The 21,546-nt window shown below is 70.5% G+C and carries 17 protein-coding genes and 1 rRNA gene; 11 read left to right on the plus strand and 7 right to left on the minus strand.

The genetic code is table 11. From position 1 onward, the window contains the following. The 3 genes from rrf to CI089_RS09125 all read left to right on the plus strand — a co-directional run. A 5S ribosomal RNA gene (rrf, locus tag CI089_RS09115) occupies positions 1-78 on the plus strand; the annotation flags it as partial. Between the two features lie 99 nt (positions 79-177). After that, positions 178-834 carry a GntR family transcriptional regulator gene (locus CI089_RS09120; RefSeq protein ID WP_094261329.1) on the plus strand — a complete coding sequence of 219 codons (657 nt, stop codon included), beginning with the start codon at positions 178-180 and terminating at the stop codon, positions 832-834. 25 nt (positions 835-859) lie between these two features. Continuing rightward, complete coding sequence (locus CI089_RS09125; protein ID WP_094261330.1) at positions 860-1,882, plus strand: 1-aminocyclopropane-1-carboxylate deaminase; 1,023 nt, start codon at positions 860-862, stop codon at positions 1,880-1,882. 6 nt (positions 1,883-1,888) lie between these two features. Here CI089_RS09125 and CI089_RS09130 read toward each other — a convergent pair whose 3' ends face one another. Continuing rightward, the gene (locus CI089_RS09130) at positions 1,889-3,013 is read right to left on the minus strand and encodes a class I SAM-dependent methyltransferase (RefSeq protein ID WP_094261331.1); all 1,125 of its coding nucleotides are present in this window, start codon (positions 3,011-3,013) and stop codon (positions 1,889-1,891) included. A 68-nt stretch (positions 3,014-3,081) separates the two neighbouring features. Between CI089_RS09130 and CI089_RS09135 the strand changes: the two genes are divergently transcribed. Further along, the gene (locus tag CI089_RS09135; protein ID WP_094261332.1) at positions 3,082-3,477 is read left to right on the plus strand and encodes a DoxX family protein; all 396 of its coding nucleotides are present in this window, start codon (positions 3,082-3,084) and stop codon (positions 3,475-3,477) included. Here the strand turns inward: CI089_RS09135 and CI089_RS09140 are convergent. Together CI089_RS09140 and CI089_RS09145 are read right to left on the minus strand one after the other, a co-directional pair. Next, positions 3,456-4,109, minus strand: a complete 654-nt coding sequence (locus tag CI089_RS09140; protein ID WP_094261333.1) for a response regulator — start codon at positions 4,107-4,109, stop codon at positions 3,456-3,458. The two genes, CI089_RS09135 and CI089_RS09140, sit on opposite strands and share 22 nt — an antisense overlap. Further along, on the minus strand, positions 4,106-5,764 hold the full coding sequence (locus CI089_RS09145) for a sensor histidine kinase (protein WP_094261334.1): 1,659 nt from the start codon (positions 5,762-5,764) through the stop codon (positions 4,106-4,108). The genes CI089_RS09140 and CI089_RS09145 overlap by 4 nt, the downstream gene beginning before the upstream one ends. A 152-nt stretch (positions 5,765-5,916) precedes the next feature. On the opposite strand from CI089_RS09145, the gene CI089_RS09150 reads away from it, so the two are divergent. Next, positions 5,917-7,446, plus strand: coding sequence for a CitMHS family transporter (locus tag CI089_RS09150; protein WP_094261335.1), 1,530 nt, complete (start codon positions 5,917-5,919; stop codon positions 7,444-7,446). Between the two features lie 6 nt (positions 7,447-7,452). Here the strand turns inward: CI089_RS09150 and CI089_RS09155 are convergent, their stop codons facing one another. Beyond that, entirely contained in the window at positions 7,453-8,466 is a 1,014-nt protein-coding gene (locus tag CI089_RS09155) for a Gfo/Idh/MocA family protein (protein ID WP_094261336.1), read from the minus strand. 51 nt (positions 8,467-8,517) lie between these two features. Between CI089_RS09155 and CI089_RS09160 the strand changes: the two genes are divergently transcribed. Next, positions 8,518-9,849 carry a M20/M25/M40 family metallo-hydrolase gene (locus tag CI089_RS09160; protein WP_094261337.1) on the plus strand — a complete coding sequence of 444 codons (1,332 nt, stop codon included), beginning with the start codon at positions 8,518-8,520 and terminating at the stop codon, positions 9,847-9,849. Here CI089_RS09160 and CI089_RS09165 read toward each other — a convergent pair. Then, positions 9,842-10,348 (minus strand): hypothetical protein, encoded by a 507-nt coding sequence (locus CI089_RS09165; RefSeq protein ID WP_143738975.1) that lies wholly within the window; start codon positions 10,346-10,348, stop codon positions 9,842-9,844. The genes CI089_RS09160 and CI089_RS09165 overlap by 8 nt on opposite strands. A gap of 188 nt (positions 10,349-10,536) precedes the next feature. On the opposite strand from CI089_RS09165, the gene CI089_RS09170 reads away from it, so the two are divergent. The 5 genes from CI089_RS09170 (at position 10,537) to mmsB (ending at position 16,494) form a co-directional block, all read left to right on the plus strand. Then, positions 10,537-11,544 carry a LacI family DNA-binding transcriptional regulator gene (locus tag CI089_RS09170; RefSeq protein ID WP_094261339.1) on the plus strand — a complete coding sequence of 336 codons (1,008 nt, stop codon included), beginning with the start codon at positions 10,537-10,539 and terminating at the stop codon, positions 11,542-11,544. Positions 11,545-11,704: 160 nt separating this feature from the next. Beyond that, positions 11,705-12,421, plus strand: coding sequence for an L-ribulose-5-phosphate 4-epimerase (locus CI089_RS09175; RefSeq protein WP_373441606.1), 717 nt, complete (start codon positions 11,705-11,707; stop codon positions 12,419-12,421). Positions 12,422-12,484: 63 nt separating this feature from the next. Beyond that, complete coding sequence (chvE, locus tag CI089_RS09180) at positions 12,485-13,612, plus strand: multiple monosaccharide ABC transporter substrate-binding protein (protein ID WP_179223301.1); 1,128 nt, start codon at positions 12,485-12,487, stop codon at positions 13,610-13,612. A 96-nt stretch (positions 13,613-13,708) separates the two neighbouring features. Continuing rightward, entirely contained in the window at positions 13,709-15,238 is a 1,530-nt protein-coding gene (gene mmsA / locus CI089_RS09185) for a multiple monosaccharide ABC transporter ATP-binding protein (RefSeq protein WP_023950245.1), read from the plus strand. A gap of 23 nt (positions 15,239-15,261) precedes the next feature. Next, positions 15,262-16,494, plus strand: coding sequence for a multiple monosaccharide ABC transporter permease (mmsB, locus tag CI089_RS09190; protein WP_094261340.1), 1,233 nt, complete (start codon positions 15,262-15,264; stop codon positions 16,492-16,494). Between the two features lie 107 nt (positions 16,495-16,601). Here mmsB and CI089_RS09195 read toward each other — a convergent pair whose 3' ends face one another. Continuing rightward, positions 16,602-17,543 (minus strand): quinone oxidoreductase family protein, encoded by a 942-nt coding sequence (locus CI089_RS09195; RefSeq protein WP_094261341.1) that lies wholly within the window; start codon positions 17,541-17,543, stop codon positions 16,602-16,604. A gap of 20 nt (positions 17,544-17,563) precedes the next feature. After that, entirely contained in the window at positions 17,564-21,517 is a 3,954-nt protein-coding gene (hrpA, locus tag CI089_RS09200; RefSeq protein WP_094261342.1) for an ATP-dependent RNA helicase HrpA, read from the minus strand. Positions 21,518-21,546 lie beyond the last annotated feature (29 nt).

Below are 21,546 nucleotides of genomic sequence, written 5' to 3' on the forward strand. Positions count from 1 at the left end.
CCGAACCCGGAAGCTAAGCCTCACAGCGCCGATGGTACTGCAGGGGGGACCCTGTGGGAGAGTAGGACACCGCCGGACTTCTTTCGTAAGAGGGCCACCCAATGTTGGGTGGCCCTTTTTCGTGCCCGCGTGACGGCTGAGTTGACTCTCGTGGCTGTGTGGTGTGCAATATACTGCATGTCGCTGACCCCCGTCTCCCGTCCGTCATCGCTGCGCGACCACGCGTACACGGCGCTGCGCGACGCGATCGTGAGCGGCCGGCTCGAGCCCGGCGCGCGTCTGCGGGACAGCGAACTGGAGGAGTGGCTCGGCGTGAGCCGCACGCCCATCCGCGAGGCGATCGCCCGCCTCGAACTCGCGGGCCTGGTACGCACGCGTCGCGCGAAGGCGACGGAGGTCGCGCCACTCGACGAGCGCGAGGCTCTGGCCGCGCAACGCATCGCGGCCTCGCTGCACGAACTCGCCACCCGGGAGGCGGTGCCTCAGCTGACGGCGTCGGGGCTCGATGCGATGCGCGCCGCCAACGAGCGCTTCGCGCTCGCGCTGCGGGTCGGCGACGTGGACTCGGCGGTGGCGGCGGACGACGACTTCCACGGCGTCGTCGTGACGGCGAGTGCGAACCCCTTGCTGAGCACGTTGCTCGACCAGGTGACCCCGCTGCTGCGGCGTCTCGAACGTGCGCGATTCTCGAGCCTCGCGGGGCGCGACTCCGTGTCGGCTCACGAGCGCATCATCGAGCTCGCTGCCGACGGCGACGTCGACGGAGCGGCAGCCGCGACGCGCGAGAACTGGTTGACCCTCGAGCGTCTTCTGACCCATCCCGATCCCGCGTGAGCTCCACCCGACTCCAGGAGAACCCATGTCCCTCGCCGACTTCCCGCGCCACCCGTTGACCTTCGGTCCGAGCCCGGTCCATCCTCTCGATCGTCTGTCGGCGCATCTCGGGGGTGCGCGGATCTGGGCCAAGCGGGAGGACGTGTCGAGCGGTCTCGCCTACGGCGGCAACAAGACCCGCAAGCTCGAGTACATCGTTCCCGACGCGCTCGCACAGGGCGCTGACACGCTCGTGTCGATCGGCGGTATTCAGTCGAACCACACGCGTCAGGTCGCTGCGGTCGCCGCCCACCTCGGACTCCGCGCCGTGGTCGTCCAGGAGAACTGGGTCGACTGGCCGGATGCCGTCAACGACCGTGTCGGCAACATCCTCCTCTCCCGCTTGATGGGCGCCGACGTGCGTCTCTCGCCCGCAGGATTCGACATCGGCTTCCGGGACTCGTGGAAGGAGGCCATTGCGGATGTCCAGGCCGCGGGCGGCAAGCCCTATGCGATTCCCGCGGGGGCGAGCGACCACCGCCTCGGCGGTCTCGGCTTCGCCAACTGGGCGCACGAGGTGCGGCAGCAGGAAGAGCAGCTCGGGGTGTTCTTCGACACGATCGTGGTCTGCACGGTGACGGGGTCGACCCACGCGGGGATGGTGGCCGGCTTCGCAGACCTCGCGGCCAACTTCGGCGACCGGCCGCGGCGTGTCCTCGGGATCGATGCATCGGCGACGATCGAGAAGACCCGCGCCCAGGTCGAGCGCATCGCGCGCCGTACGGCCGAGCTGATCGGTGTCGGCCGTGAGCTTCGTGACGACGAGATTCAGGTGTTGGAGGGCTGGGCGGGAGAGAAGTACGGCATTCCTGTCGCTTCCACGGACGAGGCGATCCACCTCACGGGCCGGCTCGAGGGGGTCATCCTCGACCCTGTCTACGAGGGAAAGTCCATGGCGGGTCTGATCGACCTGGTCTCCTCCCGCGACATCCCCGCCGAGTCGAACGTGCTCTACGCGCACCTGGGCGGCCAGCCGGCGATCAACGCCTACAGCGGCCGCTACCACTGAACGGCGTCAGTGTCGCGTCGAGGCCGTCACGGTGAACTTGGGGTCACGAGCGATCTGACGCGTCGGCCCGATGATCCGCTCGAGCTCGGGGCGGTACCGCAGGGCGGAGTTCCACACGCACCAGAGCTCGCCGCCGGGGCGCAGCACCCGAGCGGCGTCTCGGAACAGGCGCGGCGCGACGCGGTCGCTCACAGCGGCGCCGGAGTGGAACGGCGGGTTCAGCGCGATCAGAGATGCACTCGCGTTCGGCCGGCGAGACAGCAGGTCGTCGCGAGCGACCTCGACGCGGTCGGAGACTCCGTTGGCGTGCATGGTGGCGGTCGCAGACGCGACGGCCACGGCGGACTGATCGGAGGCGTAGACACGGGCGCCCGGGTGGCGCCGAGCCCACGTGGCCGCGACGACGCCCGTACCGCACGCGAAATCGATCCACGGGTCCTCAGCGGTGCCGCCCGCGGGGGAGGACGGGAGGTTCGCGAGCAGCAGCCGCGTGCCGATGTCGATGCGCGCGCCGGCGAAGGCGCCTCCGAAGGCGCGGATCTCGAGTCCATCGATCCGGGCCGCGCGCGCCTGGGGAGGCGAGACCGCGCGAGGTGTCCGCGCGATGAGCACCCGGGACTTCGCTCGCGCGTGCGTGACATCGACCCGCTCGAAGGCGCCGCGCAGGACGTCGTTCATCGCGATGGTCATGTGCTTGACACGGCCACCGGCGTAGACGACGACATCGGGGGATGCCGCTGCCGCGACGGTCGCCGCGATGTCGGCCAGGGCCTCGAGCGAGCGAGGCAGGCGGAGCAGCACGACGTGGGCGGCGGAGACGAGCGCTGCATCGAGCGGGAGTGAGCCGAATGTCGCCTGCGGCATGAGACGCTTCGCGTTGGCGGCGAGAGCGGCCTCGCCGCTCAGGGGATCCTGGTGGACCCGGATGCCCTGGGCTCCCGAGGCCGCGGCGCCCAGGGTGAGCGCTCCGTAGCTGTCTCCGATGATGGTCAACTCGCCCGGCCCGATCGCTGCGCGGGCCGCGCTGGATTCGTCGAGGATCAAGTGGTCGGCGCCGTCTGCGGCGACCAGGCCGGGCGCCTCGACATCGGGCCAGCGGCGGAGACGGGACAGATCGAGCGCGCCGGACACCCGGGTAAGCCTAGTGCGATCGAATGCAAGGGCTCGTCGGACGGCCGTGGAGCGCGCAGACTGAACGCATGAGAACCGTGCTTCGCTGGCTGCTCGCCGGCGCCATGATCTTCGCCGGTCTGAGCCACCTGTTCTGGGCGCGACGCGACTTCCAGGCGCAGGTGCCGGATGCCATCGTCGACAAGCTTCCGATCGATCGCGACGGCGTGGTCGTCGCCTCGGGCGCCGTCGAGGCTCTGTTCGGGGTGGCCCTTCTCGCGCTGCCGCGCGAGCGCTCGCGAATCGGCGCCCTGCTCGCGGCTTTCTTCATCGCGGTCTTTCCCGGCAACGTCGACCAATGGCGGAAGGGACGCAGCGCGTTCGGGCTCGACACCGATCGGCGTCGCTTCGTCCGGCTCTTCTTCCAGCCGGTGCTCGTCGCGTGGGCGTGGTGGTCGACGCGTCAGCCGCGCGACACCGCGTAACGGTGTTCCGGCCGGCCCGTCGAGCCGTAACGCAGCCGCACCTCGACGACGCCTCGGCCGGCCATCGTGGCGAGATGACGCTGCGCCGTCGCGCGTGAGATGCCGCACTCGGCCGCGATCTCACCTGCCGACGCCTCTCGGCTGCCGAGTGTCGTGAGGATCATCTGCTCGGTCGCCGAGCGCGTCGTCGTCACGGGACCGCCGTGGACGATCGACAGTGCTCGGTCGACGTCGTCCTGCTCGAGCTCGACGGCATCGAGGACGTTGCGGTAGCGGGCGTACCGCTCGAGGCGCTCGCGCAATGCTCGCGCCTCGAAGGGCTTGATCAGGTAGCCGATGGCGCCGGCGCGCAGAGCGCGGCGCACCGTCTCGGCGTCGGCCGCGGCCGACAGCACGATGGCATCGACGTCGATCGAGCGCACGAGCTCGACACCTTCGCCGTCGGGCAGGTAGTTGTCGACGAGAACGAGGTCGGGTCGCTGCTCCGCGATAGCGGAGCGGGCGGCCGCGACGGACCGGGCCGGCTCGAGCGCCCGGAAACCGGGCACCGCGTCTACCGCGTCGCGGTGCAGGCCGGCGACGCGGAAGTCGTCGTCGACGACGAGCACGCGCAGCGGGTCAGTCGTGGTCATGAGCCGTCCTCCTCGGGGCGGGACGCGGTGGGGTCGTGGGATGCGGCGGTGCGGAGCACGCCGGGCAGACGCGCGGCGAAGACGGCTCCGGATGCCGCGGGGCCGGGGCCACCGGGATCGATCAGCCACACGTCGCCGCCCAGACGGCGCGCGAGCTCGCGCGACAGCGGCAATCCGATCCCGCGCCCTCGGACGCGGTCGTCGCTCGGCTCGGTCGACGGCGCGAACACATCGCGGCCGGCCGGAACCCCCGGTCCCGAATCGGCGACGGTCGTCACGAGCGCATCGCCGTCGCCGAGGAAAGTGACCTCGACCCAGCGGGGCTCAGTTCCGCGCCCGGCGGCCGTCACCGCGTTGTCGATGAGATTGCCGATGACTGCGGCGGCATCCTCCACGCGCGCGAGCTCGCCGAGCACGAGGGTGTCCTCGCCGACCGCGATGCTCACACCGCTCGTGGCCGCGTCGGCCGCTTTCGCCGCGAGCAGGGCCTGCAGGAACAGGTCGTCGACTCGCTCGATGTGTGCGACGGCTGTCGGCACGCTGCCCCGCTCCAGCAGCTCGTCGAGGAACGCCCGCGCGTCGGCGACCCGCTCGGCGTCGATCAGGCCCGCGGCGACGTGCAGACGATTCGAGAACTCGTGCCGCTGCACCCGGAGGGCACCGGTCACGGTCTGGACCGAGGAGAGCTGCTCGCCGAGCTCGGCGACATCCGTCCGGTCGCGGACGATGACGACGTCGCCGAGCTCGCGGCCACCGCGCCGCACAGGATGGACGTCCACGGCCACCACGCGCGCGCCCACCACGACGTCATGCAGGGGGATCCCGCCCGCGATCGCGGACATGACGGTCTCGGGCAGGGGCAGCGCGGTGAGAGGCCTGCCCACCGAGCCCTCGATCCCGAGCAGCCGTTCTGCCGCCTTCGACGCGACGCGGACGATGCCGTTCTCATCGAGGGCGAGCACGCCGTCGCCGATGCCGTCGAGCACGGCGCTCTGCTGCTGCACGAGGGCCGTCAGTTCCTCCGGCTGCAGTCCCAGGGTCGTCTTCTCCCAGCGGCGACGCAGGACGGAGCCCGCCGCGACGCCGACGCCGAGCGCGAGCAGCGCGGCGATCCCGATCGCGAGCAGGACCGTCGGCAGGTCATCGAGTACGCTGCCCTCTTCGAAGCCCACGCTCACCTCGCCGACCGGCTCACCGCCGTCGGGCGCCAGGACGGGCACCTTCGCCCGCGCCGACCGTCCGAGGGTTCCGACCTCCCAGTCGACGACCTCCTCGCCGGCGAGGACACGATCGAACGGGGTCGACACGGTCTCGCCGAGCCGCTGCGGGTTGGGATGCGCGAGTCGGATGCCGTGATCGTCCGTGATCACGACGAAGAGTGCATCCGTCCGCTCGGCGACGGCCGCGGCGGTGTGCTGCAGCGGCCCCTCGATGAGATCGGCGGCGGCCGGGGTGCCCGGGTCGGCCGACCACCGGGCGACGGCGGCTCGCACCTCCGGCGCCGCCGCGACCGAGCGAGCGATGTTGAGGGCGTTCTCCTCCGCCGCTGCGCGCACCTGCGTCACCGCGATCACGGCGAACGCGGCCGTGCACACGAGCAGCACGGTGGCGACGACCGCCAGCTGCACGAGGAAGAGCCGCGTGGTGAACCGCATCCGACCCTCCTCGCTCGCGCGCAGAATGCGCAGAACACACGCTACGCGCTCAAGTCGCCGGAATGCGCCCAAGCGCGCGACTCGGGCGCGACGCGGCCTAAGTTCGACGGATCGCACCGCTGGCCCGTGCGCCCGCCGACGAAGGAGTCGACATGACCCACCCCGCCATCCTCGCGGCCGCTGCCGCCGCAGACGAGGGCTACGACCTCGCCTTCATCCCGCCCGAGGGCGTGCTCGTCGCGCTCGGGTTCACGATGGTGCTCACCTTCATGGCGCTCATCATGACCCGCCGGCTCACCCCGATGGTCGCCCTCATCCTCGTGCCGACGGCCTTCGGCCTCTTCGCCGGCGCCGGCCTGGGTCTCGGCGACATGATCATCGACGCCATCACGAGCATGGCGCCGACGGCGGCACTGCTCATGTTCGCGATCATGTACTTCGGCATCATGATCGACGTGGGCCTGTTCGACCCGCTCATCCGGGTCATCACGCGCGTGCTGAAGGACGACCCCGCGAAGGTCGTGCTCGGCACCGCCGTGCTCGCCGCGGTCGTCTCGCTCGACGGCGACGGCTCGACGACCTTCATCATCACGACCTCGGCGATGTTGCCGATCTATCTGCGCCTGGGCATGAGCCCGGTCGTGCTCACGTGCGTCGCGGGCCTGATGAACGGCACGATGAACATCGTTCCGTGGGGCGGTCCGACGGTGCGCGCAGCGTCGGCGCTCGGCCTGCAGCCGACCGACGTCTTCGTGCCGATGCTGCCCTCGCTCGCGGCCGGCATCGTCGTCTCGCTGACCTTCGCCTGGTTCCTCGGGCTCTCGGAGCGTCGCCGGCTCGCCGGCAGCGTCGACACGTCCCGCCTCGGCGGGGGAGACGGCGTGCTCGGCGGCCCGAAGCTCTTCCGCGGCGCCGATCCCCGCCCGGGCGCTCTCGCGACGCTGCGCACCGGCAACGTCGTGACCGTGCGCGGCCGGAAGCCGGTTCCGGCGGCGCAGTGGGTCGAGGAGCGCGACACCGCGATGGCCGACACCATGCTCGACCCGAACCGTGCGACCCTGCGTCCGCGCCTGGTGTGGGTCAACCTCGCCCTCACGCTCGTGGTGATGGTCCTGCTGGTGCTCGACCTGTTCCCGCTCGCCTACGTGTTCATGGTGGGTGCGGCACTCGCGCTCGTCATCAACTTCCCGAAGCTCAAGCAGCAGGCCGATGAGATCGTCGCCCACGCGCCGTCGATCGTCGGCGTGGTCTCGATGGTGCTCGCCGCGGGCGTGCTCGTGGGCGTGCTGAACGGCACCGGGATGGTGGCGGCGATGGCCTCGTGGGTCACCGAAGTGATCCCGTCGCAGCTCGGACCGCACCTGGCGGTGATCACGGGCGTCCTGTCGATCCCGTTCACGTTCTTCATGTCGAACGACGCCTTCTACTTCGGCATCCTCCCGATCCTCGCCGAGAGCGCCGCGACCTACGGCATCGAGCCGGTCGAGATGGCGCGCGCATCCATCACGGGACAGCCGGTCCATCTGCAGAGCCCGCTCGTTCCCGCGATCCTGCTGCTGGTGTCGCTCGCGAACGTCAACCTCGGCGACCACCACAAGAAGGTGCTGTGGCGCGCGTCGATCGTCTCGCTCGTCATGCTCGCCGTCGCCGTGCTCGTCGGGGTGGTGCCCTTCGCGGCGTGAGGGCGCTCAGCTCTCCTGCGGGTAGCGCACGCCGATCTGAGCGCGGATGTCGTCGAGGACGCCCATGATCGCGACGGTCTCGGCGATCGGCAGGATGTCGCCGTCGGTCCGCCCGGCGGCGACGAGGGCCTCGGCCTCGAGCGCCTGGAACTGCATCCCGCGCCCCTCGATCTCGGACCGGTACTCCTCGAGGACGGTGCCGTCATGCGAGAGGACCCGGAAGTCGGTGGCGGCGTACCAGACGCCCGAGATCTCGATGCGGGCCTCGGTTCCGACGATATGAGCGGTGTTGGGCCCGGCACCGCGCGAGGACGACACGGTGGTCGAGACCGCACCCGAGGGGTGCGTCATGACCGTGGCGACCTCGGCATCGGCGCCGGTCTCCATCAGCCGCGCGACGGCGCGGGTCTGCGTCGGCAGTCCCAGCAGGTCGCAGACGAACGAGACCGGGTAGATGCCGAGGTCGAGCAGCGCCCCGCCGCCGAGTGACAGGTCGTTGAGCCGGTGGGCGGGATCGTCCGAGATGCGCTGCGTGTGATCGGCGAACACCGTCCGGACCTCTCCCAGGGTCCCCGCGGCGACGATCTCGCGCAGCCGCACCATGTGCGGGAGGTACCGGGTCCACATCGCCTCCATGACGAGGACGCCCGCGTCCGCCGCGAGGTCGCGCAGCGCGACGGCCTCGTCGCGGTTCAGCGTGAATGGCTTCTCGACCAGGACATGCTTGCCGTGCTGGATCGCCAGCGCGGCGGCATCGCGGTGACCGGGGTGGGGCGTGGCGATGTAGATGATGTCGACCTCGGGATCGGCCGCGAGCTGCTCGTACGAGCCGTGGGCATGAGGGATGCCGTACTCGTCCGCGAAGCGGGCGGCGGACTCCTGCGTCCGCGAGCCGACCGCCACGACCTCGCGGCCGGCCGTCCGCAGATCGCGGGTGAACGCGTGGGCGATCCCGCCGGTCGCCAGGATGCCCCACCGCAGGCCGGCGTGCGAGGCGCCGGAGGTCGTCTGATTCGTCATACCGCGAGCCTAGCCAGGGGTGCGCCCGCGCGCGCGGCGTAGGCTCGCAGGGTGGACACCGCCGCCGTCGAACGCTTCCGCGAGCTGCTGCGGATCCCGACCGTCTCGCACACCGATCCGGCCGCGTCCGACGCGGCGTCGTTCGCCCGCTTCCGCGACACGGTCCGCCGGCTCTACCCGCTCCTGCACGCCGAACTCGAGCACGCGCTCGTGGGTGAGCACGCGATGCTCTACCGCTGGCGCGGCCACGCGCCCGACGCGCCGCTCGTGCTCATGGCGCACTACGACGTCGTCCCCGTCGTACCCGGCGAATGGACGCATCCGCCCTTCGAAGCCGTCCTGACCGGCGAGGGGGAGGAGGCGACGATCCATGCCCGCGGAGCGATCGACGACAAGGGCTCGCTCGTCGCGATCCTCGAAGCCGTGGAGGCTCTCGTCGGTGAAGGGTGGCGGCCGGCGCGCGACGTGTACCTCGCGTTCGGTCACGACGAGGAGGTCGCCGGGCTCGGCGCCCCCGCGATCGTCGAGGTGCTGCGCGCCCGGGGCGTTCGGCCCGCCCTCGTCCTCGACGAGGGCGGCGCGGTCGTCTCGGGCGCGGTGCCGGGCGTCGGCGTCGAGACCGCAATGATCGGCGTCGCCGAGCGCGGGGTGATGACCCTGGGCCTCACAGCCCGCGAACCGGGCGGCCACGCATCCACGCCGCCGCCCCTTCCCGCCACCGCGAGGCTCGCACGAGCGATCGACCGGCTGCAGCGGCATCCCGCTCCGGTGCGGCTCGTCCCGCCGGTGCGGGCGATGTTCCGCACGCTCGCGCCGTTCGCCCGTGAGCCCTTCCGCTCCGTCTTCGCGAACCTCGCGGTCACCGGTGCCCTGCTCGCGCGGGCGCTGCCCCGCTTCGGAGCCGAGACGAACGCGCTCGTGCGGACGACCGCCGTCGTCACCGAACTCAGCGGCGCGGACGGCGAGAACGTCCTCGCGACGACGGCTCGCGCGGCGGTCAACATCCGCCTGCTCACAGGCGACTCGGTCACCGCCGCGACCGAGCGCGCGCGCCGGGCGATCGCCGACCCGTTGATCGAGATCGAGGTCCGCCACGGCTCGGATCCCTCACCCGTGTCGCCCTGGCGCGGTGAGGGGTGGCGCCGCATCGCGACGGCGGTCGGCTCGGCCCTCGGTGCCGATGTCGTCCCGACGCCGTACCTGCAGCTCGGCGCGAGCGACAGCAGATGGTTCGCCGCGATCTGCGAGAACGTCTACCGGTTCGCGCCATTCCGGCTCACGACATCCGAACGCGAAGCCCTCCACGCGCACGACGAGCGCATCAGGGTCGACGTGTGGCTGCGGGGGATCGGCTTCTACCGCGACCTGCTTCGTCTCAGCTGATCGGCGTCCGCCGCGGCGGGGTGTCGGATACGCCCGTGAGGAACGCCACGATCTCGTCGGCGCTCGCCGAGATCTCGGGACCGCGACCGAATGTCCAGCCGGCATCGGTCGCGCGGACGGTGTGCCCCGCGATCGCCGCTCGTCGCGCGAACGGAGCTTTCGTCGAGGCTGCGAGCGCGACCGCGCCCGCGATGTCGAAGGGGAGCGGCGGCCGGTCGTCCGGCAAGCCGAGGTAGGCGCGCGTGACCGCGGTCAGTTCGCGGATGCTGCGCCGGCGTCCCTTCGCGATCTCCTCGGCGAGCTCACCGAGGGACGCGCGGTCGTCGTCGTGCGACAGTCCCGCCTCCTCGAGAAAGGCGCGCCGGCGTTCGCCGGAGGCCGCGTCGAGCACCGGGGCGGCGAGGGCGAGGAGGGTCGCGATCTGAGCGCGCCGGTCGGGCGTTGCCACGTCGTCCGGAGAACGGTGACTCAGGGGCAGGAAGCGCGCCACGTCGGACATGCGGTCAGCATACGGCGGCGGCGGGGTCTCGGCCTCGCGAGTCGACGGTGTGACGATGAGGGACGCCGTCACACGCGCGCGGCGCCCTCCCGTGTGACTGTCACATTCCGCAGGCGCGTGTTTTCGAAACTTGCCGGTGCATAATGGGCTCGAGCCGATGTGAACGTGCGCATCGGGCCGGAGGAAGCATGAGCGAAGACGCTGCGGGCCGTCGTCCGAGCATTCGCGATGTCGCGCGTCTGGCCGGCGTCTCGCACCAGACGGTGTCGCGCGTCCTGAACAACCACCCGAGCATCCGCCCCGAGACCAAGGAGCGCGTGCTCGCCGTGATGGCCGAGCTCGACTACAGCCCCAATCGTGCCGCCCGTGCACTCGTGACGAGCAGGTCGCACACGATCGGCGTGCTGACCTCGTCCGCGACGCAGTACGGTCCGGCATCCTCCATCGCGGCCATCGAGTCGGCCGCCCGCGAGCGCGGCTACTGGGTCTCGACCGCCAACGTCGACGCCCGGGACCCGAGTTCCATCCAGGCTGGGCTCGCCCATCTGGTGGCGCAGGCGGTCGAGGGGCTCGTGGTGATCGCGCCGCAGGTGCGCGTGTTCCGTGCCCTCGCCGCCCAGCCGATCGGCATTCCGTACGTGACCCTGCAGTCCACCGAGGTCGACCCCGGCCACGCGCTGTCGGTCGACCAGATCGCGGGAGCCCGGCTGGCCACGCGTCATCTCATCGAACTCGGCCACCGGTCGATCTACCACATCGCCGGCCCGCAGGACTGGATCGAGGCGGAGGCGCGGATGCGCGGATTCCTCGAAGAGATGAGCGACTCGGACATTCCGACGACGGCTCCCGTGCTGGGGGACTGGACCGCGGAGTTCGGCTACTACGCCGGTCGTGAGCTGCTGCGCGTCCGCGATTTCACCGCGATCTTCTCGTCGAACGACCAGATGGCGCTCGGGCTTCTGCACGCGATCCGCGACGAGGGGCTGGACTGCCCGCGCGACATCAGCATCATCGGGTTCGACGACATCCCCGAGGCGGCGCACTTCTGGCCGCCCCTGTCGACCGTGCGCCAGGACTTCGCCGAGCTGGGGCGCCGCTGCGTCGATCTGCTGCTCGGCCAGGGCTCGGGCGAGGTGGACCCGGCCGTGCTCGTTCCCGAGCTGGTCGTGCGTTCCTCGACCGGCCCGCGCCGCTGAGTAGCCGTCGTTATCGATCCGAGACACGCCGGGAGTTGACACCCCCGTTCGGACCGTGGCTATAGTGTCGCAATGTGAACGGTCACATCGACCGTCACACGATCGAGGCCCGCCGATGGTGGCCGGGCGAAGGAGCACTCGAGTGGCACGCAACGCAGCGATCAGCAGCGAGTACGTCGACGGCGTGAAGATCGAAGTCGCGGTTGCGCGGGTTCGGGCCGAGGTGGCGTCGTTGCACGCGGAGCTGGTGCGTTACGGGCTGGTCGTGTGGACCGGCGGCAACGTGTCGGGGCGGGTTCCGGGGGCTGATCTGTTCGTGATCAAGCCGTCGGGGGTGTCGTATGACGAGTTGGCGCCGGAGAACATGATCGTGTGCGATCTGGACGGCGTTGTGGTGCCGGGGACGCCGGGCAGTGACCGGGCGCCGTCGAGTGATACGGCGGCTCATGCGTATGTGTATCGGAACATGCCCGAGGTGGGTGGTGTGGTGCACACGCATTCGACGTATGCGGTGGCGTGGGCGGCGCGGGGTGAGGAGATCCCGTGTGTGATCACGGCGATGGCCGATGAGTTCGGGGGTCCGATCCCGGTGGGGCCGTTCGCGATCATCGGTGATGACTCGATCGGCCGGGGGATCGTGGAGACCCTGCGGGGGCATCGTTCTCGGGCGGTGCTGATGCAGAATCACGGGCCGTTCACGATCGGGTCGAGTGCGAAGGATGCGGTCAAGGCCGCGGTGATGGTCGAGGACGTCGCCCGCACGGTGCATATCGCCCGGCAGGCGGGGGAGTTGATCCCGATCCCGCAGGACGCGATCGATGCGCTGTACGACCGGTATCAGAACGTTTACGGACAGACCACCGACGACCGCCGGTAGCCCCGCACCGGGGCGCGGTCACCATTTCCCGCAAGACAGTGAAGTCACTGGAAAGGACACACAGTGAACAAGAAGTTCCTGTTCGCAGCAGCGACGCTCGCCGTCGGCGCCCTGGCGCTCTCGGCCTGCTCCAACACCGGCGGCGGCTCCGGCGGCGGTGAGGGCGGCGGAGACGGCGGCCTCATCGGCGTCGCGATGCCCACGAAGAGCTCGGAGCGCTGGATCCAGGACGGCGACGCCGTCAAGAAGGCACTGGAGGACCAGGGCTACCAGGTCGACCTGCAGTACGCCGAGGACGACATCCCGACCCAGGTCTCGCAGATCGAGAACATGATCACCAAGGGCGCCGAGGCGCTCATCGTGGCCTCGATCGACGGCACGACGCTGACCGAGGCGCTGCAGAACGCTGCAGACGCCGACATCCCCGTCATCGCCTACGACCGCCTCATCAAGGGCACCGAGAACGTCGACTACTACGCCACGTTCGACAACGCGCTCGTCGGCCGTCAGCAGGCATGGACCGTCCTCAACGGACTGGGCCTGACCGACCTCGAGGGCAACCCGATCGACGGCGCCCCCGCGGGCCCCTTCAACATCGAGCTGTTCGCCGGCTCGCTCGACGACAACAACGCGTTCTTCTTCTGGGACGGCGCGATGGAGGTGCTCAAGCCCCTCATCGACGACGGCACGCTCGTCGTGAAGTCGGGCCAGACCGACATCGAGCAGGCCGCGACGCTGCGCTGGGACGGCGAGACCGCTCAGAGCCGCATGGAGGACATCCTCACGGCCAACTACTCCGACGGCACGCAGGTCGACGCGGTCCTCTCGCCCTACGACGGCATCTCGCGCGGCATCATCTCCGCGCTCGAGGGCGCGGGATACTCGCTCGGCGCCGAGTGGCCGATCATCTCGGGCCAGGACGCCGAGGTCGACTCGGTCAAGGCGATCCTCGCCGGTGAGCAGTACGCCACCATCTTCAAGGACACCCGCGAGCTGGCCAAGGTCGCTGCCGACATGGCCGCCGCTGCCCTCAAGGGCGAGGAGCCCGAGGTCAACGACACCGAGACGTACGACAACGACGTGAAGGTCGTGCCCTCGTTCCTGCTGGCCCCGGTCCCCGTCGTGAAGGACAACGTCGAGTCCGCTCTCGTCGAGACCGGCTACTGGACCGCCGCCGAGCTCGGACTCTGAGCCGCGGCATCCGCCCATCCTCGGTGCGGCGGCGGGAGCTCATTGCTCCCGCCGCCGCACCCGAGAAACCATCCACCCCACAAGGAAGTCGGAGACGTGAGCGAAACCATCCTCGAGATGCGCGGGATCACCAAGACCTTCCCCGGCGTCAAGGCGCTCTCGAATGTCAATCTCGCCGTCCAGCGCGGCGAGATCCATGCGATCTGCGGTGAGAACGGCGCGGGGAAGTCGACCCTCATGAAGGTGCTGTCGGGGGTCTACCCGCACGGCACCTACGACGGCGAGATCGTCTACGCGGGCGACACCGTCGAGTTCAAGAATCTGCGCGACAGCGAGGCGCGCGGCATCGTCATCATCCACCAGGAGCTGGCGCTCAGCCCGTACCTCTCGATCGCCGAGAACATCTTCCTCAACAACGAACGGAAGGGCGTCGGCGGCCTCATCGACTGGAACAAGACCAACTTCGCCGCCGCCGAGCTGCTGCGTCGCGTCGGGCTCAAGGAGAACCCGACGACGAAGGTCAACCAGATCGGCGTCGGCAAGCAGCAGCTGGTCGAGATCGCGAAGGCCCTGTCGAAGGAGGTCAAGCTCCTCATCCTCGACGAGCCGACCGCCGCGCTCAACGACGAGGACTCCGACCACCTGCTCGACCTGATCCTGAGCCTGCGCGAGCAGGGCATCACGTCGATCATCATCAGCCACAAGCTGAACGAGATCAAGAAGGTCGCCGACACCGTCACGGTCATTCGCGACGGCAAGACCATCGAGACGATCTCGAAGAACGACGTCACCGAGGACCGCATCATCAAGGACATGGTGGGCCGCGACCTCGAGCACCGCTACCCCGACCACGAGCCGCAGATCGGCGACGAGCTGCTGCGGGTCGAGAACTGGACCGCGCACCACCCGCAGGACCCGACCCGCGTCGTCGTCGACGACGTGTCGGTGACCGTCCGTGCGGGCGAGATCGTCGGCATCGCGGGGCTGATGGGCGCCGGGCGCACCGAGTTCGCGATGAGCCTGTTCGGTCACAGCTACGGCACCCGCATCTCGGGCAAGGTGTTCATGCGCGGCAAGGAGATCCGCACGCGCACCGTCTCCGAGGCGATCGCCAACGGGCTCGCGTACGCCACCGAGGATCGCAAGACCTACGGTCTGAACCTCATCGAGGACATCAAGCGCAACATCTCCATGGCGTCGCTGAAGAAGCTCGAGAAGGCCGGTCTGGTCGACGACAACGAGGAGTTCTCGGTCGCCAACCAGTACCGCAAGAGCATGAACATCAAGGCGCCGACCGTCCTCGCCAAGACCGGGAAGCTCTCCGGCGGCAACCAGCAGAAGGTCGTGCTGTCGAAGTGGATCTACTCCGACCCCGAGGTGCTCATCCTCGACGAGCCCACCCGCGGTATCGACGTGGGGGCGAAGTACGAGATCTACACGATCATCAACAAGCTCGCCGCAGCGGGGAAGGGGATCATCGTGATCTCGTCCGAGCTGCCCGAACTGCTCGGCATCTCCGACCGCGTGTACGCCCTCTCGGAGGGGCGCATCACGGGTGAGCTGCCCATCGCCGACGCGACCCCCGAGTCGGTCCTCAAACTCATGACCATGGAGAAGCCCCGCTGAGCGGGGCCGCAGGAGATCCTCGAATGTCTCAGAACACGATCGCTCCCGAAACCGCTGCCGGCGGCGGGATCAACCCGAACGAGAACCGCTTCACGCGGTGGCTCGGACACATCCTCGCCGACCTCGGCAAGAACGGCATCTTCATCGCGCTGATCGCGGTGGTCGCCCTCTTCGCCATCCTCACCAACGGCATCCTGCTGCGCCCGCAGAACCTGTCGAACCTGGTGGTGCAGAACGGTTACATCCTGGTGCTGGCCATCGGCATGGTGATGATCATCATCGCCGGCCACATCGACCTCTCCGTCGGCTCGGTCGCCGCGTTCATCGGTGCCGTGTCCGGTGTGTTCGCCGTGAAGATGGGGATGCCGTGGTGGCTCGCCATCGTCCTGTCGCTCCTGATCGGCGCGCTCGTGGGGGCTTGGCAGGGCTTCTGGGTCGCCTACGTCGGCATACCCGCGTTCATCGTGACATTGGCGGGCATGCTCATCTTCCGCGGTCTCGCGCTCGTGGTCCTGGGCAACGCGAACATCGGTTCGTTCCCCACCGAGTACCGAGCTCTCGGCAACGGCTTCCTGGCGGGCATCTTCGGTGAATCCGATCCCGACCTGTTCACCCTCGTCATCGGTGCGCTCGGTATCGTCGCGCTGATCGTGCAGCAGTGGCGTACCCGCGCCGGACGCCAGAAGTACTCGCAGGACGTCGAGCCGCTCGTGTGGTTCGTCGCGAAGCTCGCTCTCATCGCGGTCGTCATCGGTTGGTTCACGTGGGCCCTCGCCTCGTACAAGGGCATCCCCGTCACCCTGATCGTGCTCGCGGTGCTGGTGCTGGTGTACGGCATCGTCATGAACCGCACGGTGTTCGGTCGCCACATCTACGCGATCGGCGGCAACCGCCACGCGGCCGAGCTCTCGGGCATCAAGACGCGCCGCGCGGACTTCTGGCTGTTCGTCAACATGGGCGTGCTCGCCGCTCTCGCCGGTCTCATCTTCACCGCGCGACTGAACCTCGCCGGCCCCAAGGCCGGTGACGGCTTCGAGCTCGAGGCGATCTCCGCGGCCTTCATCGGAGGCGCGGCGGTGCAGGGTGGCGTCGGCACCATCGGCGGCGCGATCATCGGTGGTCTCATCATCGGTGTGCTCAACAACGGCATGTCGATCATGGGCATCGGCATCGAGTGGCAGCAGGCCGTGAAGGGTCTCGTGCTGCTGCTCGCGGTCGCCTTCGACGTCTACAACAAGCGGCGCTCGGGCAACTGATCCCAGCGCGCACATGAAGCGGCGCCCGTGCCGGCATCCCCCTGGGGGATTGCCGGTGCGGGCGCCGCTTCGCTGTGGTCGGGCGTGGCGGCCGGGCGGTCAGCCGGTCAGGGCACGAGGGTGATCTTGCCGGGCGTGTGGGCGGCGACGAGACGGTGGGCCTCGGCGGCCTCGGCGAGGGGCAGCTCGGGTCCGAGCTCGACGCGGAAGGCGCCGGCGGCCAGCAGCGCCGCCACCACCGGGATCGCCTCGGCCCGCCACGCCAACTGCTGCTCGGTGAGCGGGTCGGGGCTTCCTCCAGAGAATGCGCGGATGCCGAGCCCCGCGGCATCCGCTCCCCGCACGATCGTCGCGATGCGGGAGCGGTCGGCGACGAGCTCGAGAGAGACCTCGAGCGCCTCGTCGGTGCCGGCGCAGTCGAGAGCCACGGTCACCCCGTGCGGTGCGGCCGCCCGCACGCGGTCGGCGAGTCCGTCGCCGTACCCGACGGGCGTCGCGCCGAGGTCGCGGACGCGGTCCGCGCGGGCATCGCTCGCCGTGGCGATGACGGACGCTCCCCGGAGCCGGGCGAACTGGATCGCCGCCTGACCGACCGAGCCGCTGCCGCCGTGGAGCAGCAGGGTGTCGGCGGGGCCGACATCGAGGGAGCGCAGCGACTGATAGGCCGTCGCCACCGGGATGCCGAGCGCCGCGCCGACGGCGGGGGAGACGCCGGCGGGGAGAGGCATGAGCTTGTCGGGCGTGACGACGATGTCGGTCGCATAGACGCCGCTCGCGCCGAAGACCACGACGTCGTCACCGACGCGGAAGCCGTCGACATCCGCGCCGACCTCGGTGACGACGCCGGCGCCGTCGTTGCCGACGCGTCGGGGCTTCGAGATCGTGGCGGAGGGCCGAAGACCCGCACGCAGCTTGTGATCGATCGGGTTGACCCCGGCCGCGGTCACGCGCACCCGTACCTGGCCGGGACCCGGCGCGGGCACCTCGATCTCGCGGAGGGTGAGGACCTCGGGTCCGCCGAACTCGGAATACGTCACTGCGTGTGCCATGGGGCCACGCTACCGACTGATCAGTCCTTGCCGGCGAGGGTCTTGGTGATCCGCTGGATCGACACCGGCTCGGCGGTGCCCAGGCGCTGGGCGAACAGGCTGACGCGGTACTCCTCCAGCAGCCATCGGGCATGCCGGAGGTTCGGCGGAGCGTCGTCGGCCGGCGGGATCGTCCCGCCCGCCTCGGAGAAGAGCGCCGCGGCGCGCTCGAACTCCGTGAGGCGCTGCCGGTCGCGTCCGGGATTGTCGCTCAGGGTCGACACACGGTCGAGGGCACCCTGGAGGTAGCGGGGCAGGTGCGTGAGACGGGCGGTTCCCGTGCGCGAGAGGAACCCGGGGAACACCAGCCCGGCGAGCTGCTGCTTCACGTCGCCGAGAGCGGCGAGCAGGACCATCGAGTTCTCCTTGCGGATCGCCCGCTCGACGTCGCGCTGGAGGGTGAGGATGCGGGCGCTGAGCGAGACGGTCTGGAACAGCTCCTCGACCACGGCCGCCGAGAACGCGGCGCGCACCGCCTGGAACTGCGCCGGCGTGCGGACGGATGCCGCGGTTCGGCCGATGACGGCATCCGCCACGGCGACGCGCGCGTCTTCGATGAGCGCCTTGGCCGACGGATAGGGGGATGCCGCGAGCGCGAGCTTCTCGGGCGCCGTGAGATGGTCGAGGACATAGGTCGCCGGAGATGGGACGGACAGCAGGACGAGTCGCCTGACGCCCGCGCGGGTCAGGCGGTGGGCTCGTTCCGGGGTCGCCTCGATGCGCAGGGCGACGGAGGCTCCCTCGTCGACGAGGGCGGGATATCCGCGCACGACGCCGCCCGCGACCCTCGTGTCGACGAGCTCGGGAAGATCGCCGAAGGTCCAGTCGGTCAGCCCGGTCTGCTCGGCGATCCCGGACCGCTGGTCGCCGCCCGGACCGGCTCCCGTCGCCCCGGCGGGTGACGGTGCGGGCTGCGCGCCGGGACGCGGGGCGGCCTTCGCGAGGGAACGCGCGACGGAGGCCCGGCTGCGGTTGGCGAGTCGCTGCTGCAGCTCGGCGAGGTCGCGCGACGAGCCGAGCGGGCGCCCGCGCTCGTCGACGGCGCGGAACGACATCGACAGGTGGGCGGGCACGCGCTCGAGGTCGAAGTCGGCCGCCGTGACGGGCTGGTTCGCGACGCGCTGGATGCGAGCGGCGAGCGCGTCGCGCAGGGTGCGTGCGGGAAGGCCGTCGCGCGACTCGGGGCCGTCGCCGGCCAGCTCCTCGGCGAAGCGCGACGCCCAGTCGGCCGCGGGGACGACGTGCCGGCGGATCGCCTTGGGGAGCGCGCGCAGAAGGCCTGCGATCAGCTCGTCGCGCAGCCCCGGCACCTGCCAATCGAACCCGTCTGGGCGGAGGGAGGCGAGCAGTGCGAGCGGGACGACGACGCTGACGCCGTCATCGGGAGCGCCGGGCTCGAAGCGGTAGGCGAGCGAGAGCACCTGGTCGCCCTGACGCCAGCGCGCGGGGAAGGCGCGCTCGTCGCTGCCCGCGGCATCTCCCGCCAGGTCGCCCTCGGTCATGTCGAGCAGGCGCGGCGTGCGCGCTGCGGCATCGCGCCACCATGCCTCGAACGACCGCACGTCGAACACGTCGCGCGGGATGCGGGCGTCGTAGAAGGCGAAGACCGCCTCGTCGCCGACGAGGATGTCGCGGCGGCGCTCGCGTTCCTCGATCTTCTCGAGGCGTCGCCGCAGCTCGAGATTGCGCCGTTCGAAGGCCGTCAGGCGCTTGTCGAGGTGCGCGGAGTTCCAGTCGCCCTCGACGAGCGCGTGCCGGAGGAACAGTTCGCGGGCGAGCTCGCGGTCGCGTCCGGCGAGCTGCACGCGCCGGCGCGGGACGATCTCGACCCCGAACAGGGTGACCTTCTCGGCGGCGACGGCGGCTCCGGCATCCTTCGACCAGTGCGGGTCGCTCATCGACCGGTGGGCGAGATCGCCGGCGAGCTCCTCGGCCCAGGCGGGATCGATCGCGGCCACCGTGCGCGCATACAGTCGCGACGTCTCGACGAGCTCGGCGGCCATCACCGCGTCCGGCGAGGCCTTGCGCAAGCCCGACCCGGGGAAGATCGCGAACTTCGCGCCGCGCGCGCCGCGGTACTCGGCACGCGGGCGCGTGGGCTTGCCCCCGCCGCTCCGGGCGGTCGCGGCGCGGGCGGTCGTGGTGCTCCGGGTGTCGAGCACACCGATCTGCGAGAGGAGACCGGCGAGGATCGCGCGGTGGATGCGGTCGGGATGCGCGGCGCCCGTTCCGTTCGAGGTGCGCTCGTCGCGCCCGCTCCGTGCCCGGTCGCGATCGCCGCGGGCGAGCGTGCTCAGCTGCCGGTGGACGTCGAACCATTCCCGCACGCGGACGTAGTTCAGGTGCTCCGCCCGGCAGGCGCGGCGGAACGCGCTGGAGCCGAGCTCGCGCTGCTGGTCCTGGAGGTGGTTCCACAGGTTCAGCAGCGTCAGGAAATCGCTCGTCGGGTCGGTGAACCGCGCGTGCAGCCGGTCGGCTTCCTCGCGTCGCTCCTCGGGGCGTTCGCGCACGTCCTGGATCGACATGCCGGCCACGATCGCGAGGACATCGCGGGTCACGCCGAGCGCGCGCGCCTCGGCGAGCATGCGCGCGAATCGCGGATCGATCGGCAGGCGCGAGATCTCGCGGCCGGTGTCCGTGAGCCGCCAGGCGCCCTTCTCGTCGCGGCGTACCGCACGCAGCTCCACGAGCAGATCGAAGGCGGCCTTGACGCCGCGGGAGTCCGGCGGGGTCAGGAACGGGAAATCCGCGATGTCGCCGAAGCCGAGCGCGAGCATCTGCAGCACCACCGACGCGAGGGAGGTGCGGAGGATCTCCGGCTCGGTGAACTCCGGACGTGCGGCGAAGTCGTCTTCGGCGTAGAGCCGGATGGCGATACCCGCCGAGGTCCGGCCGGCTCGCCCGGCGCGCTGCTGCGCGGATGCCTGCGACACGGCCTCGATCGGCAACCGCTGGATCTTCGACCGGTTGCTGTAGCGCGAGATGCGCGCCGTGCCCGCGTCGACGACATAGCGGATGCCGGGAACGGTCAGGCTCGTCTCGGCGACGTTGGTGGCGAGGATGACCCGGCGCCGGACGCCCGCGACCCGCGAGGGCTCGAAGACGCGGTGCTGCTCGGCGGCGGAGAGCCGCCCGTACAGGGGAAGCACCTCGGTGGGGCGGGCGTCCTTCGCGTACGCCGAGCGCACGGCATCCATCGCGTCGCGGATCTCGGCTTCGCCGGGAAGGAAGACGAGCACGTCGCCGTCGGCTTCGCGGTCGAGCTCGCGCAGTGCCGCGACGAGCCCGTCGACGTCATCGGCGGCCGTCTCCTCATCGCCGGAGTCGTCGTGCGGCCGGTACCGCACCTCGACGGGGTACGTGCGCCCCGACACCTCGATGATCGGCGCGGGGGCGCCCTGGGCATCGGCGAAGTGCGCGGCGAAGCTCTCGGGGTCGATCGTCGCCGAGGTGACGATGACCTTCAGATCGGGGCGGCGGGGGAGGATGCGGCGCAGGTAGCCGAGGAGGAAGTCGATGTTGAGCGAGCGCTCGTGCGCCTCGTCGATGATGATCGTGTCGTACCGGCGCAGCATCCGGTCGCGGTGGATCTCGTTGAGCAGGATGCCGTCGGTGACCAGCGCGACCTGGGTCTCGGCCGAGACCTGGTCGGTGAAGCGGACCCTGTAGCCGACGGCCCCGCCGAGCGGGACCTCCATCTCGGCGGCGATGCGCTCGGCGACCGTGCGCGCGGCGATCCGGCGCGGCTGCGTGTGCGCGATGCTCGTGCGCCCGAGCTCGAGGCAGATCTTCGGCAGCTGCGTCGTCTTCCCCGAGCCGGTGGCACCGGCGACGATCACGACCTGGTGATCGCGGATGGCGCGCGCGATCTCGTCCCGTGCGGCGCTGACGGGCAGCTCGGGCGGGAAGGAGATCACAGGGGCGGGCGTGGACACAGCCCTCCATCGTACGGCGCTGTGGCGCG

This window comes from Microbacterium sp. Yaish 1, from assembly GCF_002245215.1.
In the GTDB taxonomy this organism is placed as follows: domain Bacteria; phylum Actinomycetota; class Actinomycetes; order Actinomycetales; family Microbacteriaceae; genus Microbacterium.

What these genes read in the sequence shown, in the direction of transcription:
- CI089_RS09195 (WP_094261341.1), bottom strand. Translation starts at nt 17,543, where the DNA reads ATGGCACACGCAGTGACGTATTCCGAGTTCGGCGGACCCGAGGTCCTC.
- mmsB (WP_094261340.1), top strand. Translation starts at nt 15,262, where the DNA reads ATGTCTCAGAACACGATCGCTCCCGAAACCGCTGCCGGCGGCGGGATC.
- CI089_RS09135 (WP_094261332.1), top strand. Translation starts at nt 3,082, where the DNA reads ATGAGAACCGTGCTTCGCTGGCTGCTCGCCGGCGCCATGATCTTCGCC.
- CI089_RS09125 (WP_094261330.1), top strand. Translation starts at nt 860, where the DNA reads ATGTCCCTCGCCGACTTCCCGCGCCACCCGTTGACCTTCGGTCCGAGC.
- CI089_RS09150 (WP_094261335.1), top strand. Translation starts at nt 5,917, where the DNA reads ATGACCCACCCCGCCATCCTCGCGGCCGCTGCCGCCGCAGACGAGGGC.
- CI089_RS09145 (WP_094261334.1), bottom strand. Translation starts at nt 5,764, where the DNA reads ATGCGGTTCACCACGCGGCTCTTCCTCGTGCAGCTGGCGGTCGTCGCC.
- CI089_RS09140 (WP_094261333.1), bottom strand. Translation starts at nt 4,109, where the DNA reads ATGACCACGACTGACCCGCTGCGCGTGCTCGTCGTCGACGACGACTTC.
- CI089_RS09170 (WP_094261339.1), top strand. Translation starts at nt 10,537, where the DNA reads ATGAGCGAAGACGCTGCGGGCCGTCGTCCGAGCATTCGCGATGTCGCG.
- CI089_RS09165 (WP_143738975.1), bottom strand. Translation starts at nt 10,348, where the DNA reads ATGTCCGACGTGGCGCGCTTCCTGCCCCTGAGTCACCGTTCTCCGGAC.
- CI089_RS09155 (WP_094261336.1), bottom strand. Translation starts at nt 8,466, where the DNA reads ATGACGAATCAGACGACCTCCGGCGCCTCGCACGCCGGCCTGCGGTGG.
- CI089_RS09120 (WP_094261329.1), top strand. Translation starts at nt 178, where the DNA reads ATGTCGCTGACCCCCGTCTCCCGTCCGTCATCGCTGCGCGACCACGCG.